The sequence below is a fragment of the Streptomyces sp. NPDC051576 genome, from assembly GCF_040681835.1.
Classification (GTDB): Bacteria; Actinomycetota; Actinomycetes; order Streptomycetales; family Streptomycetaceae; genus Streptomyces.
Map to the genome: position 1 here is coordinate 403,774 of NZ_JBFAZO010000001.1, position 14,136 is coordinate 417,909.

Below are 14,136 nucleotides of genomic sequence, written 5' to 3' on the forward strand. Positions count from 1 at the left end.
GCAGTACGACCATGGCAGCCGGCGGGCCGGGTGCCATAGGTAAAGAGGAAGGTCGGGTGCGTGAGCATGCGGCGAGTATAGCCACCGCTGTCGGGATCTCCAGCGCACGGCGAGGCGTCCCAGGCCAGCCCCGTTAGAATCGGTGACACAGACCCCGCCCCACCGCCGGAAGGCCCCCGTGTCAGCAGCGACCCCCGCCCCCGACACCGTCCTGGTCGTCGACTTCGGCGCGCAGTACGCCCAGCTCATCGCCCGTCGCGTCCGCGAGGCCCGGGTCTACAGCGAGATCGTGCCGAGCACCATGCCGGTCGCGGAGATGCTCGCCAAGAACCCGGCGGCGATCATCCTCTCCGGCGGCCCCTCGTCGGTGTACGCGGAGGGCGCCCCCCGCCTCGACCGCGCCCTCTTCGAGGCCGGCGTCCCGGTCTTCGGCATGTGCTACGGCTTCCAGCTCATGGCGACCACCCTCGGCGGCACCGTCGACAACACGGGCGCCCGCGAGTACGGCCGTACTCCGCTGCATGTCTCCCGGTCGTCCTCCACGCTCTTCGAGGGCACCCCGGACGAGCAGTCGGTGTGGATGTCCCACGGCGACGCCTGCTCCGCGGCCCCCGAGGGCTTCACGGTCACCGCGTCCACGGACGTCGTCCCGGTCGCCGCCTTCGAGAACGACGAGAAGAAGCTCTACGGCGTCCAGTACCACCCCGAGGTCATGCACTCCACGCACGGCCAGCAGGTCCTGGAGCACTTCCTGTACCGGGGCGCGGGCCTCACCCCGGACTGGACGACCGGCAACGTCATCGACGAGCAGGTCGCCCTGATCCGCGAGCAGGTCGGCGACAAGCGCGCGATCTGCGGTCTGTCCGGCGGTGTCGACTCCGCCGTGGCGGCCGCCCTCGTCGCCCGCGCCATCGGCGACCAGCTCACCTGCGTCTACGTCGACCACGGTCTGATGCGCAAGGGCGAGACCGAGCAGGTCGAGAAGGACTTCGTGGCCGCGACCGGCGTCAAGCTGGTCGTCGTCGACGCGGAGGAGCGCTTCCTCACCGCGCTCGCCGGGGTCTCCGACCCCGAGCAGAAGCGGAAGATCATCGGTCGTGAGTTCATCCGCGTCTTCGAGCAGGCGCAGGCCGAGATCATCGCGGACGCGGGCCCCGAGGTCGCCTTCCTGGTGCAGGGCACGCTCTACCCGGACGTCGTCGAGTCCGGCGGCGGCACCGGCACGGCCAACATCAAGTCGCACCACAACGTCGGCGGTCTCCCCGAGGACCTCGAATTCCAACTGGTCGAACCGCTTCGCAAGCTGTTCAAGGACGAGGTCCGGATGGTCGGCCAGGAGCTGGGCCTGCCGGACGAGATCGTCCAGCGCCAGCCCTTCCCCGGCCCCGGCCTGGGCATCCGGATCGTCGGCGAGGTCACCAAGGACCGCCTCGACCTGCTCCGCGACGCCGACGCCATCGCCCGCGAGGAGCTGACTGCGGCCGGCCTCGACCGTGACATCTGGCAGTGCCCGGTGGTCCTCCTCGCGGACGTCCGCAGCGTCGGCGTCCAGGGCGACGGCCGCACCTACGGCCACCCGATCGTCCTGCGCCCGGTCTCCTCCGAGGACGCCATGACCGCCGACTGGTCGCGGCTGCCGTACGACGTCCTCGCGAAGATCTCGACGCGGATCACCAACGAGGTCGCCGACGTCAACCGGGTCGTCCTCGACATCACGAGCAAGCCGCCGGGGACCATCGAGTGGGAGTAGCCCTCAGGTACGCCTGATGGTGCGCACCGGCACCCCGGGCGTCCAGATCTGGACGACCAGGTACTTCTCGTCCTCGACGTAGGTCCGCACGACCTCCGTCAGCTCGGTGCGGAAGAGGTGGAACGGCTCCGGCGGTTCCACCTCTTCGCTGTACGCCCCCTTCACCCCGGCATCCGTCACCTCCACCGCCCGCCCGGCGACCCGCACATCCCCGCCGCCCATCTCCGTGCCCGCCCCCGGGTTCGCCTGGAGCGCGAAGCGCGCGTCGCGCCGCAGATCCAGCGCCTTGAGCGAGTCGGGCATCATCCCGAGCCACAACTCCCCGTCCAGAAAACGCACTTCGATCCCGGTGGTACGCGGCGACCCGTCCTTGCGCAGGGTCGCGAGAACGTGGTGGGTGAAGGCGCCGAAACGCTTTTCGACCGTCGCGGCGAGGTCCGGTTCGGCCGCGGTGAAGGCGGCCCAGTTCGCTGTCATACGGCGAGTGTTCCGCCGATAACCGACAACCTCTGTCGTCTTTACAGATCGGCACTGCCCTTTTCGACCGACCGGCGGTAACTTCCGCCCTTACAACAAACCCAGTGCTGGAGGACCGATGCACGGGCCGACGCCGCCCTCCCCCCTGCCCACCGACCGGCTGCGGTTCGCCATGCCGCCGATGCACGAGTCGGCCGAGGACGAACGCCGGCATCGCAAGGAACGGCTCGCGGGCGCCCTGCGCCTCTTCGGCCGGCTCGGCTTCGAGGACGGGGTGTCGGGGCACATCACCGCCCGCGACCCGGAGTTCACCGACTGCTTCTGGGTCAACCCCTTCGGGATGCCCTTCCGGCACGTCACCGTCAGCGATCTGGTGCTGGCCAACTCCGACGGGCAGGTGCTCCAGGGCCGCCACCATGTGAACCAGGCCGCCTTCACCGTGCACTCCCAGGTCCACGCCGCCCGCCCGGACGTCGTCTCGGTCGCCCACTGCCACTCCGTGCACGGCCGCGCGCTCTCGGCCCTCGGCGACTTCCTCGACCCGATCAGCCAGGAGAGCTGCGCCTTCTACGAGGACCACGCGCTCTACGACGCCTACAGCGGCGTCTCCGTCGACGCCGAGGAGGGCAAACGGATCGCCGCCGCGCTGGGCTCCCGCAAGGCGCTCGTCCTGCGCAACCACGGGCTGCTCACCGTGGGCGACTCGGTGGACGCGGCGGCCTGGTGGTTCGTGTCCATGGAACGCTCCTGCCAGGTCCAGCTCCTCGCGAAGGCGGCCGGCCGGCCGCTGCTCATCGACCACAAACTCGCCGTCGCGACCCGAGAACAGACCGGCGGCGACCTGGTCGCGTGGATCAACTACCAGCCCCTGTGGCAGGACATCAGCCGCAGCGAGCCGGACCTCCTGAGCTGACGCCCTCAGCCGAAACCGCGCAGCACGGCCGTCTTGGTCATCCTGAACTCCTCGTCCGTGAGCACCCCCTCGCGGTGCAGCTCGCCCAACTCCCGCAGTCTGCGCAGGAGTACGTCGTGATGGTCGGCCGGGGGCGGGACGGTGGCCGCGTGCGGGGGCCGGTCCGTGAACTCGCCGTTCTGCTCCCGCGCCGAGGGGTGCGGCAGCCGCGCGGTCACCGCCGTAGCGACCAGCGCGGTGAGCAGGTCGCGCCGGGTGCTGCCCCACAGATCGAGCGCGTACGGGTCCTTCTCCGGCGGCAGTTTGGAGAACACCGTCTCGCGGGTCACGAACCGCATGAACCCGTCCTCGTAGCCGGAGTTGGGCAGCCACTCCACCTGGACGAGATCGCCCACGGCGACTATGCGCGGCCCGGTCGCCCGCTTGACGCGCTCGGAGGTGTCGGCCCAGTCGATGCGCACCTGGGCGCCGTCGAAGGACACCGTGCCGTCCGAGGAGCGGACGGAGACGGGGACCGGCGGGCCGGGGAGGAGATAGGTCCTGGTGGGTTCCTTGGGGATCTGGTCGAGGAGCAGTGCGTGCCGGATCTCCTCCGCCACGTACTCGGCGATCCCGGACCGGTCGATGTCCACGATCAGCCGGTAGGGATCGGCCGCGTCCGGCAGCCGTCCGCCGGTCGCCTGGAGCAGCGGGTCGGCGCCCTCGCGCAGTCTCAACCGCAACCGGCCGCGTTTGCGCTCGGGTTCGTAGACGACCCCCGCGACGGCTTCGAGGGGCACCGCGATCTCGCCGTAGGTCTGCCGGAACAGAGGCACGGAGCGGTGAAGTCCCGGCGTGATCCGGACCGTTGTGCCGTCGAAGACCCAGGTCCCGTCCCGCTGGATGATCTCGGCCATAGGGAAATTCTCGCAGCCGGGTCAACACGGCGGCGGGCACTTCACCCGCGCTGACCAGACCTGCCGACCGCAGGCCGTGTCCCGTAGGGCACAATCCGCTGTTGTCGTGCGGGAGTTGTGTCGGATCACGGTGGGGAAGGCAGGCGTCGGGCGTGGCGGTGCAGGAGGCGAGACAGGGCGGCGAGCACGTCGGTGCCCACGGAGGCGGCTGCACCTGCGGGGACTGCCCGCACGGAGCACGTGAGGGGCATCGGCGCGCGGTCGCCGCGTTCCTCGTCAAGCGGGACGGCTTCGCGGCCGGCGAGGGGCTGCCCGCGGCGGTGGCGCACTCGGCGTCCGCCTCCCGGCAGTGGGTCTCGGACGAACTGACCCAGTCCGCCGACGACGTCGCCGAACGCGGCCGCGCCGAGGGCGGCGCCTGGCTGGCCCGCCTGTGGCACCGCACCGCCTTCGCGGTGTGGGGAGCCTTCGTCACACTGCTGCTGGTGCAGTCGCTCACCGCGATCGGCGCGGGCTGGACATCGGCCCGCACGGCCGGGCTGCTGGCCGCGCTCGTGGTGGCCGGTGCGGTCACGGCCGCCTCCTGGTTCCACCGGGCGCGCGGCGGGGCGCTCGCGCCGGTCATCGGTGAGGACAACCGGCTCTCGACCTCCCGCGCGGTGGCCGTCTCCTGGGTGCTGTTCGTCGCGTACGCGGTACTGGTCCTGGCTGGCCGCCTCGCCGCCGCCTCCGACCACGCCGAACGCGACGCCCTCATCTCCGGCCTCGAACTCGCCCGCGGCGCCGGTGTGGTGACCGTCCTCGCCGTGGTCTGCGCGATCGCCGTGCTGGTACGCCGGGTCGTTGGCCTGCGTGTCCTCGGCCAGCGCCTCCAGAAGATCCCCGCCGACCGCCCCCGCGCGGCCGACCTCCTCACCGACGACGCGGGCCGAGGCACCTTCGCCGACATCCAGTACGTCGTGATCAGCGCCGTCGCCCTCGTCTTCGTCGCCGTACGCCTCGCCCGCCGCCCGGACCAACTGCCCGACCTGCCCTGGGGGCTGGCGGTGGTGGTGCTGATCTCGGCCGCGACATACCTGGCCGGCAAGTACGCCGAGGGCGGCCGCCCGGTCATCCTCTCGGTGGTGCGCTCCCGCGAGGCGGGCGACCTGGACGCCCCCATCCGCACCGGCGACGACATCGAGATCCGCGGCGCCGGCTTCGTACCCGCCGGCGCCCAGACCGCGGACCGGCTCTCCCGGATGGTCGTCCGCATCGGCCCGGTCAACGTCCACGTCCCCCTGGTCCCGGTCACCGGCGGCTTCTCCAACCCCACGGACACCCTCCTCACCGTGCCCGTCCCGGTCGACGTCGAGCCCGGACGCGTGGAGGTCCAGGTCGTGACGGCGGCGGGCGTGGAGACGAACACCTGCACGGTCGACGTAACGGACTGACGCCGGCAGAAGCGGGCCGACCACCGCCCGAGTCGGGCCCAGGTCGGGAAAACTGGCTGCAGCATGGTTGAGCGGGTCCCCCTTTTCGTACGTATGGTCTTGTTGAGGGGTCAACGGCGGGCGAGAGGCGGCTAAGGGCGATGACTCACGGCACTCGAATGGATACGCAAACCCCGTACCTCGACGGCGACCGGAGCTGGCGGGACACCGCCACCCGATATGCCCTGCTCCCACTGCGCGTCTTCCTCGGCGTCACCTTCATCTACGCCGGCCTGGACAAACTCACCGACAGTGCCTTCATGAAGTCCTCCGGCGCCGGCTCGATCGGCGAGACGATGCGCGCGGTCCGCGACTCCGCGGCGATCCCGGCCCTGGTGGACCTGGCCCTGAAGAACCCCGTCGGCTTCGGCTACGCCATCGCCTTCGGTGAACTCGCCGTCGGCATCGGCACCCTGATCGGCCTGCTGGCCCGCATCGCCGCACTCGGCGGCGCGCTGATCTCGCTCAGCCTGTGGCTGACCATCAGCTGGGCCAACAGCCCGTACTACTACGGCAACGACCTCGCCTATCTGATGGCCTGGCTGCCCCTCGTCCTCGCGGGCGCCTCCGTGTTCTCCCTGGACGCCGCACTCCGCGCGAGGCGAAGGCAACGGGCGGGCGGCTACCGGTAGTCAGCCGGATATCTCAGGACCGGGGTCGGCCGTGCGCGTACGGCCGGCCTTACGGCGTCTGCGGATCGCGCCGTTGACACCCGCCACCACGCCGGCCAGGAACAGGCCGACCGTGACCAGCGGGATCACCGCGAACCACTCGGTCACCCACAGCCCGCCCGCGTCCCCGGCGTAGACCACGCCCGCGGCGACGAAGAAGAGACCGGCGACCAGCTTCCCGGGCTGGAACTCATGACGCGGCACGGCTGACCTCCGCCTGTCCGACGCCGACCTGGAGGTCCAGGTCCAGCGTGCCGGTGCTCTTGACGCCCGCCGCCGGGGTCAGGGTGACCTGCTGGTGCTTGCCCGGCTCCACGTCCACGTCCTTCTTGTTGTCACCGGGCAACCGGATGTCCCCGACGCCCACTTCCACATCCAGCACCACCGTCACGTCCGACGGCACGATCACCTTCAACTGCCCGACACCGACCTCCGCGTCCGTCGCGACCGTCTGGCCCTTGGTCAGCCGCAGCCGGGTCAGGTCCAGCGTGCCCACCCCGTTCCCCAGGTCGTACTTCGCCTGGACGTCGGCCACCGCGGCGGGCTGCCAGGTGAGGCGCTCCCAGTGGGTGGTGAGGTCCTTGGGCAGGGCCGCCGAGGCGGCCAGCAGGCCGGCCGTGACGATCGCGAGGAACACCGAGCCCGCCCCCGTACGCCCCAGGAACGCGCTCAGCGCGATGCCCAGGCCGAACACGACGAGCGCACAGGCCAGGCCCGTCTGCAGGCTGGTGCCGAGCGCCTGGTCGTCCCACTTCACGGCGGTGCCGAGGGCGCCCGCGCACAGGGCGAGGAGGAACACCCAGCCGCCGATCCAGCGCGGGCCGCGCGGCTTGGGGACCGGCGGGCGCGGGGTCCGCCGGTCCTCGGGCCAGTGCTGGTACGAGGGGCCGATGCCGATGTCGATCACGTCCGCGATATCACGGCCGCGGGAGTCTCCGGGGCCCCACAGATAGCCGGTGCCACCGACATGCGTGCCGTCCTTGACGATCGGGTCACGCCACCAGGAGGGGTAGGAGGCGGGCACCGGCGGCGCCTGGGCCTCCGGAGGGGCGTCGGCGACGGCCTGCGCGGCCAGCGGGTCGGGGTCGGGGGCGCCGCGCTGCCGCGACCAGTACCCCGCGCCGGCCAGCAGCAGGGAGAGGACGACGGCGAAGGTGAGCACGCTGGCGTTGCTCAGCATCGACAGGAAGACGCCGCAGCCGACCAGCGCGAACAGCACGGCCGCCAGGGCCTGACCGTCGACCCGGCCGGTGAAGAGCTTGCGGACCTCGTTCTCCTCCTCGTCGTCGTACGGGACGAAGAGCCAGGCGAAGCCGTAGAAGATGAGGCCGATGCCGCCCGTCGCCGAGAGCACGGCGAGCGTGATGCGGAAGATCACCGGGTCCATGTCGCACTGCCGGCCGAGCCCCGCGCACACCCCCGCGAGCACCTTGAACCGCCGGTCCCGCCTGAAGCGGTGCGGAGGCGCGGCCGCGGCCGCGGTGGGGTCGCCGGGCGCGGCACCCGGCGGCGACGCGGCGCCCGCGGCGGGCACGGCGTCCTGCGGCCCGCCGCCCGCTGCCGGGCCCGGGCCGGAGCCGGGTCCCTGCCCCGTCGCGGCGCGCTCGTGATCTGTCATGCGTCCATGCTGCCCGGCCCGGGGCCCCGATGGCAGTCGGGACGACCCTGGCCGAACCCTGAAATCCGCCCGCAGGCCGCCGTTTTCGAAGATCAGGGCAGTCTCGGGGGTCGACCCTGATGCCCCGGACGGCGGGGCGTGTGAACATCGGTGGCATGCCGGAAGCCGCAGCACTGCCAGTCGAGGACCCGCGGCCGCCGCGCAAGCTCTACCGCAGCAGTGACGGACGCTGGCTCGGTGGTGTGGCGCGGGGCCTCGCCGGGCATCTCGGGCTGCCCGTGATCTGGGTGCGGCTGGTGTTCGTGGGGCTTTTCCTCGCGGACGGACTCGGCGCGCTGCTGTACGCCTCGTTCTGGTTCTTCGTGCCGCTCGGCGTCGGCGGTGTCGCCGGTCAGCGGCCCCCGTCCCTCGTCTCCACCGAGACCTCGCCGGACGGCCGCCGCAGACTCGTCGCCCGCAAGCCCGACAAGGGCCAGATCGTCGCCCTGCTCCTCATGGTCGTCGTGGCACTGGTCTTCGTCGGCAATGTGAACCTGGGCGACGGCGCCAAGGCCTACCTCTTCCCGACCGTCCTCGTCGGTGCGGGCGTCGCCCTCGTCTGGCGCCAGGCGGACAATGCCCGCCGTGCCCGCTGGGCCGAGGTCGGCAGCCGCCGCCGTACGCTCAGCCTGCTGCGCGCGTGCGGCGGAGTCCTGCTGGTCACCGCCGGTGCCACCGCGATCTTCGTGCTGCAGGGCTCCGCCGCCCACCTCGGCTCGGTCCTCCAGGCGGCCCTCGCGGTCCTCGTCGGCATCACCCTGCTCGCCGGCCCCTACCTCGTGCGGATGACCCAGGACCTCTCCGAGGAGCGCCTGATGCGCATCCGCGCCCAGGAGCGCGCCGAGGTCGCCGCCCATGTCCACGACTCGGTGCTGCACACCCTGACCCTGATCCAGCGCAACGCGGAGAGTCCGAGCGAGGTGCGCCGGCTGGCCCGTGCCCAGGAGCGCGACCTGCGTGCCTGGCTCTACAAACCGGAGGGCACCGGCAAGGACGAGGCCGACGAACCCGACACCCTCGCCGAGGCGGTGCGGCGCAGCGCGGCGGAGGTCGAGGACAAGCACGGCGTGCCCATCGAGGTCGTCGTCGTCGGCGACTGCCCGCTCGACGACAGGATCGGCGCCCAGATGCAGGCCGCGCGCGAAGCGATGGTGAACGCGGCCAAGTACGGTGGCGAGGGCGGCGCCGTACAGGTCTACGCCGAGGTGGAGGGGAAGAAGGTCTTCGTGTCCGTCCGTGACCGCGGACCGGGCTTCGACCTCGACTCGATACCCACCGACCGCATGGGCGTCAGAGAATCGATCATCGGCCGTATGGAGCGCCACGGCGGGACGGCACGCCTGCGCGCGGTGCCCGACGGCGGTACCGAGGTCGAGCTGGAGATGGAGAGGGCGGAGAAGACGTCATGAGCGACACGACCGAGACGAACGAGCCTGTGGAGCCGACCGGCGGGGGCGCGGGCGGGCGTCACGTGCGCGTGGTCCTCGTCGACGACCACCGCATGTTCCGTACGGGGGTCCAGGCCGAGATCGGCCGGACCGAGCAGACCGGTGTCGAGGTGGTCGGCGAGGCCGCCGACGTCGACCAGGCGGTCACGGTCATCACCGCGACCCGCCCCGAGGTGGTCCTCCTCGACGTCCATCTGCCGGGCGGCGGCGGGGTCGAAGTCCTGCGCCGCTGCGCCCCGTTGATGAGCGACGCCGAGCAGCCCGTCCGTTTCCTCGCCCTGTCCGTGTCGGACGCGGCGGAGGACGTGATCGGGGTGATCCGCGGCGGTGCCCGCGGCTACGTCACCAAGACGATCACCGGCACGGACCTCGTCAACTCCGTCTTTCGCGTCCAGGAGGGCGACGCGGTCTTCTCCCCGCGCCTGGCCGGCTTCGTCCTCGACGCCTTCGCGTCGACCGACGCCCCGCCGGTCGACGAGGACCTCGACCGTCTCACCCAGCGCGAGCGCGAGGTGCTCCGCCTCATCGCGCGCGGCTATGCCTACAAGGAGATCGCCAAGCAGCTGTTCATCTCGGTGAAGACGGTCGAGTCCCATGTCTCGGCGGTGCTGAGGAAGCTCCAGTTGTCGAACCGGCATGAGCTGACCCGCTGGGCGACGGCCCGCCGACTGGTGTGACCGGAAAGGGAGTTCACACCACCCGCGTCGCCCCGGCGAACGGCATCTGGTCGATCGGCGCCAGACGTACCGGAGCGGTCGGGTTCGGGGCGTGGATCATCTGGCCGTCGCCGACGTAGATGCCGACGTGGCTGATGCCCGAGTAGAAGAACACCAGGTCGCCGGGGCGCAGTTCGGACCGGGAGACCCGTCGGCCGGCGTTGATCTGGGCGTAGGTCGTGCGGGGCAGCGAGACACCGGCGGAGCTGTAGGCGGCCTGGACGAGGCCCGAGCAGTCGAAGGCGTTGGGGCCCGTCGCGCCCCAGACGTAGGGGCTGCCGAGCTTCTGGTAGGCGTAGGAAACGGCCGCCGCCGCACGGGAGTTGGGAGCGTCGGCCGCCGCGGCGGAGGAGCCGGGCGCGTCCAGCGCCCCCCGTGCCGTCGTCGAGGACCGTGACGCGCGTCCGGTGCCACCGGCCGTGCCGTCCCCGACCTGGGCCCGCTGCTGCGCGGTCAGCCCGGACAGCAGCCGCCGTGCCTGGTCCAGCTTCCCGTTGATCGTCTTCTTCTGCCTGCCGAGCTCCGCCTGCCGGGACTTCAGCGAGGTCAGCTCGATATGTGCGGCGCCGCGCAACTGCTCGATCTCGCGCAGTTGTCGCCGTACGAGTGCGACCGCCTGCGTCTGCCGGTGGCCCACCCGGTCGGCGAACTCGGCGCCGTCCAGATACTGTTCGGGGTCGTCGGAGAGCATGAGCTGCACCGCCGGGTCGATCCCGCCGCCGCGGTACTGCGCGGCGGCGACGTAACCCAGCGCTTCCCGGGTGGAGTTGAGCTTCTCCGTCTTGCGCGCCGCCTCGTCCCGCAGGGTGTTCAGCTTCTTCTCGGCGGCGTCCGCCTTCTCCTTCGCGCCGTCGTACTTCTCGGTCGCGACCTCCGCCTCCTGGTACAGCTTGTCCACCTTGGCCTTGACCTGCGTCGGTGTGAGCTGCGGCTCGGCGTGCGAGGTCCCGTCGAAGCCCGTCGCCGTCGCCGCGCCCGCGAGGGCGATCGTTGCGGCGGTCCGGGCCGTATTGCCGCTGAGCGAGCGCTGTCGGGGCTTGCGGTGCGCTGCCACGTGGACTGCACGTCCTTTCGTACGACCGCCGGGGGAGCGGGCGGTTGCGCGTCCGGCGGCGGCCCGCACAGGGGGAGCGGGCCGCCGCCGGACCTTCTCGGCGGTGATGTCCGACTGCCGCCCCTGGTCCGGACGGCGGTGGGGAGCCGGTCACCTGGTGGAGGACGCTAAACCTGATGATGACGGCCCGGTAACGCATATACGGAACTGGCATGAGATGACCGAAAAACATCGGTAAATGACTGTGATCCCGGTCCGAGGGCGCCGCCTTCTCGCGGCGCGCTGACCGATGCGGCGGTTCCGGCGCGGCAGGTCAGGACACGCTGCTATGGGCCGCATATATGCAAGGGCCGGAGACGGGTGGGGAGGGGCGGTGTCGGTCGGCGCCCGGGCCCCTGGCTAGGCTCCGGCCTCATGGACGTACTCATCCATCTCTTCGTCGGCCTGCACATCATCGGCATCGCGGCGCTGCTCGGCGGTTTCCTCACCCAGATGAAGGCGATGGGCCAGGGCACGGCCCGCTTCGTCCCCGGCATGCTGCACGGCGCGCTGACCATGCTGGTCACCGGCGCGATCCTGGTCGGCCTCAACCAGGCCGACGATCAGCACGTCAACAACATCAAGATCGGCATCAAGCTCGCGCTGCTGGTCGTGATCCTCGGGCTCGTCTATGTGAAGCGGGACGAGGAGAGCGTCGACAAGAGTCAGTTCGCGCTGGTGGGCGGGCTCACCATGGCGAACATCTTCATCGCAGTCCTGTGGACGTGACCTCCGACGGGGCGGCGAGGTAGGACCGGACCGTCCCCGTGGCGACCACCAGCCAGACCGCCACCGCGATCCACAGCACCACCTCGCCGGGCGTCCGGAGCCAGGAGATGTCCACGGCGCTGCCCACGGACAGTGTGGCCGCCGCCGTCATCCCGAGCGGGAACACCGTCGACCAGCGGCGCACGTCGTAACGCGGCCTGGGCCGGGCGACCTCGGCGGCCGCCAGGACGACGCACCAGGCCAGGTCGAGCACCAGCAGCGTCACGGTCACGGCCCGCAGGACGCCTCGGTTGTCGGAGTTCCATAGATACAGCCGTGCGCTGTCCGCGGCGATCAGCTTCGAACCGGCCAGCGCCGAGACGGCCAGCGCGCCGCCCGCGATCCAGTGGTCACCGGCCCCCGTGATCACCTGCCGCATTTCGAAACGGGCCAGCGCGAAGCCGTAGAGCACCAGCCCGAACCAGAAAAGCACCAGCGCCGTGTGCGCGAGCCAGGCCACCGACTCGGCCGCGGCGAGCGTGGCCGCCAGCACGGCCAGCGACTGCGTGGCCACACAGCCCAGGAACACGGTCCCGGGCATGCGCCCCTGCCAGTTCCGCACGACCCGCACCAGCAGCGCCGGCCACAGCACCGCGGCCAGCGCCAGCAGCGCCTCCGCCACCGTCTGTCCGCCCGCCAGCGAGAACCGGGTCCCGAGTACGGCGGTCGCGGCCACGGCCGTCAGCGCGCCCGGTGACCCCGCCTCCGTGAGCCACCGCCGCCGGTCCCACAGCAGCCGTACGGCGAAGTCCGCGGCCAGCCCCAGCCAGCAGACGCAGGCCACCGCGAAGGCGATCCGGGACAGCACCTCGTACCCGCGGAGATGGAGGCCGACCGACACGATGCCGGTCGCCATCACGGCGGCTCCGGCCGCCGGCGGGCGCTGCGCCCACCAGGCGCGGAAACGGGAGGTACCGGACATGGTCCGATGCTAGGGAGCCGCCCCGGCGCCGACGGGGGGCCACGCGCGCGTGGACCTCAAAAACACCTGCACGCGTGCGTGCGCCCACGAACTCCGCTCAGGCGGGCCGTACCACGCTGTGGATGATCGACGTGCCGCCGTAGTAGATCGACTCCTCGCGGACGTAGGCGCCGGGCTTCGGGGCGTGGATCATCATGCCGTTGCCTATGTAGATGCCGACGTGGCTGATGTCGTCGTAGAAGAAGACCAGGTCACCGGGTTGTGCGTCGGCCAGGGAGACCGTCGTGCCGGCGTTCACCTGGTCGGTGGTCACGCGCGGGAGGGTGACTCCGGCGGCCTTCCAGGCGGCCTGGGTGAGGCCCGAGCAGTCGTAGGAGCCGGGTCCTGTGGCACCCCAGACGTACGGCTTGCCGACCTGGGCGCGGGCGAAGGCGAGGGCCTTGGCGGCCTTGGTGGCGTACGAGCCGTCGGTGGAGGACGAGGATGACGATGTCGACGTCGAGGAGCCGGAAGAGGTGTTCTTCGCCGCCTCCGCCTGCCGCTTCGCGAGGGCCGCCGCCTCGGCCGCGGCCTCCTGCTGCTTCTTCTTCTCGATCGCCGCGAGGCGCGCCTTCTCCTGCGCGGTGAGCTGTGAGAGCAGTTCCCGCGCGGTGGAGAGCTTCTTCTGGACGGTGGCCTTGGCCGTCTTCAGGTCGCTCTGTGTGTCGCCCAGCGTCTGGAGACTCTCGGACGCCTCCTGGCGCTTCTTCATCGTCGCCGACTGCTCGGTGACGTACGCGTCGACCGCGTCCTTCTGGCGGCTGGTCAGCCGGCTCATCAACTGGGTCTGGTCGAAGTAGTCCTGCGGGCTGTCCGCGAGCAGGAAGGTCGCGGTGTCGGGAGCGGAGGCCCCGGTGCGGTACTGCGCGGCGGCGAACGAACCCAGTTGTTCGCGCGCGGAGTTGAGCTTCTGCGTGCGCTGGGCCACGTCGTCCAGGAGGGTGTCGACGCGCTTGCGCTGCTTGGTCGTCTTCTCCTTGGCCGCGTTGTACTTGTCGGTCGCCGACTCCGCCTGGCGGTAGAGGTCGTCGACCTTCTTCTCGACCTCTTCGACGCTGGGCTTGCCGTCGTCTGCGGCGGGGGCCGCGTTCGCGGTCTGGGAGAGGAGGGCCACCGAGGTGAGTGCGGCCGTGGCGATGACGGGGGTCCGTATGCCTGCGATGCGCGAGCCCGCGGAACGCGGCTTGCGGTGCGACGACGCCAAAGGAGCCGACCCCTTCCAAAGTTGCCCTGCGGGCCTGCGACTTGATCGAACGCTAACCAACTCGTGTGGCCCGTGTGAAGGTTGATGTTCGATATGCCCGATACATTTTC

General features: G+C 71.2%; 14 protein-coding genes. 7 read left to right on the plus strand and 7 right to left on the minus strand.

Going from position 1 to position 14,136, the window contains the following annotated elements:
- Positions 1-178: 178 nt before the first annotated feature.
- On the plus strand, positions 179-1,750 hold the full coding sequence (gene guaA, locus AB0M63_RS02000) for a glutamine-hydrolyzing GMP synthase (protein ID WP_355923046.1): 1,572 nt from the start codon (positions 179-181) through the stop codon (positions 1,748-1,750).
- 3 nt (positions 1,751-1,753) lie between these two features.
- Here the strand turns inward: guaA and AB0M63_RS02005 are convergent, their stop codons facing one another.
- Positions 1,754-2,227 (minus strand): pyridoxamine 5'-phosphate oxidase family protein, encoded by a 474-nt coding sequence (locus tag AB0M63_RS02005; protein WP_366018042.1) that lies wholly within the window; start codon positions 2,225-2,227, stop codon positions 1,754-1,756.
- A 118-nt stretch (positions 2,228-2,345) separates the two neighbouring features.
- Between AB0M63_RS02005 and AB0M63_RS02010 the strand changes: the two genes are divergently transcribed.
- Positions 2,346-3,140 (plus strand): class II aldolase/adducin family protein, encoded by a 795-nt coding sequence (locus AB0M63_RS02010; protein ID WP_355923042.1) that lies wholly within the window; start codon positions 2,346-2,348, stop codon positions 3,138-3,140.
- A 5-nt stretch (positions 3,141-3,145) separates the two neighbouring features.
- On the opposite strand, the gene AB0M63_RS02015 is transcribed toward AB0M63_RS02010, so the two are convergent.
- Positions 3,146-4,036: a DUF4429 domain-containing protein gene (locus AB0M63_RS02015; RefSeq protein ID WP_355923040.1), complete on the minus strand. Its 891-nt coding sequence runs from the start codon at positions 4,034-4,036 to the stop codon at positions 3,146-3,148.
- A gap of 152 nt (positions 4,037-4,188) precedes the next feature.
- Between AB0M63_RS02015 and AB0M63_RS02020 the strand changes: the two genes are divergently transcribed.
- Positions 4,189-5,469 (plus strand): hypothetical protein, encoded by a 1,281-nt coding sequence (locus tag AB0M63_RS02020; RefSeq protein WP_355923038.1) that lies wholly within the window; start codon positions 4,189-4,191, stop codon positions 5,467-5,469.
- Positions 5,470-5,609: 140 nt separating this feature from the next.
- Entirely contained in the window at positions 5,610-6,140 is a 531-nt protein-coding gene (locus tag AB0M63_RS02025; protein WP_355923036.1) for a DoxX family protein, read from the plus strand.
- Here AB0M63_RS02025 and AB0M63_RS02030 read toward each other — a convergent pair whose 3' ends face one another.
- Both AB0M63_RS02030 and AB0M63_RS02035 read right to left on the minus strand, forming a co-directional pair.
- On the minus strand, positions 6,141-6,383 hold the full coding sequence (locus AB0M63_RS02030; RefSeq protein WP_366018043.1) for a hypothetical protein: 243 nt from the start codon (positions 6,381-6,383) through the stop codon (positions 6,141-6,143).
- A complete protein-coding gene (locus AB0M63_RS02035) occupies positions 6,370-7,797 on the minus strand; it encodes a PspC domain-containing protein (RefSeq protein ID WP_366018045.1) in 1,428 nt (475 codons plus the stop codon). Before AB0M63_RS02035 ends, AB0M63_RS02030 begins: the two co-directional genes overlap by 14 nt.
- 119 nt (positions 7,798-7,916) lie before the next feature.
- Here AB0M63_RS02035 and AB0M63_RS02040 point away from each other — a divergent pair, with 119 nt between their 5' ends.
- On the plus strand, positions 7,917-9,245 hold the full coding sequence (locus tag AB0M63_RS02040; protein ID WP_356053136.1) for a PspC domain-containing protein: 1,329 nt from the start codon (positions 7,917-7,919) through the stop codon (positions 9,243-9,245).
- Complete coding sequence (locus tag AB0M63_RS02045; protein WP_355923761.1) at positions 9,242-9,961, plus strand: response regulator transcription factor; 720 nt, start codon at positions 9,242-9,244, stop codon at positions 9,959-9,961. The genes AB0M63_RS02040 and AB0M63_RS02045 overlap by 4 nt, the downstream gene beginning before the upstream one ends.
- A 13-nt stretch (positions 9,962-9,974) precedes the next feature.
- Here AB0M63_RS02045 and AB0M63_RS02050 read toward each other — a convergent pair whose 3' ends face one another.
- Positions 9,975-11,054 carry a C40 family peptidase gene (locus AB0M63_RS02050; protein WP_366018046.1) on the minus strand — a complete coding sequence of 360 codons (1,080 nt, stop codon included), beginning with the start codon at positions 11,052-11,054 and terminating at the stop codon, positions 9,975-9,977.
- Between the two features lie 414 nt (positions 11,055-11,468).
- Between AB0M63_RS02050 and AB0M63_RS02055 the strand changes: the two genes are divergently transcribed.
- Entirely contained in the window at positions 11,469-11,822 is a 354-nt protein-coding gene (locus tag AB0M63_RS02055; RefSeq protein WP_355923765.1) for a hypothetical protein, read from the plus strand.
- Here AB0M63_RS02055 and AB0M63_RS02060 read toward each other — a convergent pair.
- Together AB0M63_RS02060 and AB0M63_RS02065 are read right to left on the minus strand one after the other, a co-directional pair.
- Positions 11,800-12,783: a tellurite resistance/C4-dicarboxylate transporter family protein gene (locus AB0M63_RS02060; RefSeq protein WP_366018047.1), complete on the minus strand. Its 984-nt coding sequence runs from the start codon at positions 12,781-12,783 to the stop codon at positions 11,800-11,802. The genes AB0M63_RS02055 and AB0M63_RS02060 overlap by 23 nt on opposite strands.
- Positions 12,784-12,880: 97 nt before the next feature.
- Positions 12,881-14,026: an NlpC/P60 family protein gene (locus tag AB0M63_RS02065; protein WP_355923769.1), complete on the minus strand. Its 1,146-nt coding sequence runs from the start codon at positions 14,024-14,026 to the stop codon at positions 12,881-12,883.
- Positions 14,027-14,136 lie beyond the last annotated feature (110 nt).

What these genes read in the sequence shown, in the direction of transcription:
- AB0M63_RS02005 (WP_366018042.1), bottom strand. Translation starts at nt 2,227, where the DNA reads ATGACAGCGAACTGGGCCGCCTTCACCGCGGCCGAACCGGACCTCGCC.
- AB0M63_RS02010 (WP_355923042.1), top strand. Translation starts at nt 2,346, where the DNA reads ATGCACGGGCCGACGCCGCCCTCCCCCCTGCCCACCGACCGGCTGCGG.
- AB0M63_RS02015 (WP_355923040.1), bottom strand. Translation starts at nt 4,036, where the DNA reads ATGGCCGAGATCATCCAGCGGGACGGGACCTGGGTCTTCGACGGCACA.
- AB0M63_RS02025 (WP_355923036.1), top strand. Translation starts at nt 5,610, where the DNA reads ATGACTCACGGCACTCGAATGGATACGCAAACCCCGTACCTCGACGGC.
- AB0M63_RS02035 (WP_366018045.1), bottom strand. Translation starts at nt 7,797, where the DNA reads ATGACAGATCACGAGCGCGCCGCGACGGGGCAGGGACCCGGCTCCGGC.
- AB0M63_RS02040 (WP_356053136.1), top strand. Translation starts at nt 7,917, where the DNA reads ATGCCCCGGACGGCGGGGCGTGTGAACATCGGTGGCATGCCGGAAGCC.
- AB0M63_RS02045 (WP_355923761.1), top strand. Translation starts at nt 9,242, where the DNA reads ATGAGCGACACGACCGAGACGAACGAGCCTGTGGAGCCGACCGGCGGG.
- AB0M63_RS02055 (WP_355923765.1), top strand. Translation starts at nt 11,469, where the DNA reads ATGGACGTACTCATCCATCTCTTCGTCGGCCTGCACATCATCGGCATC.
- AB0M63_RS02060 (WP_366018047.1), bottom strand. Translation starts at nt 12,783, where the DNA reads ATGTCCGGTACCTCCCGTTTCCGCGCCTGGTGGGCGCAGCGCCCGCCG.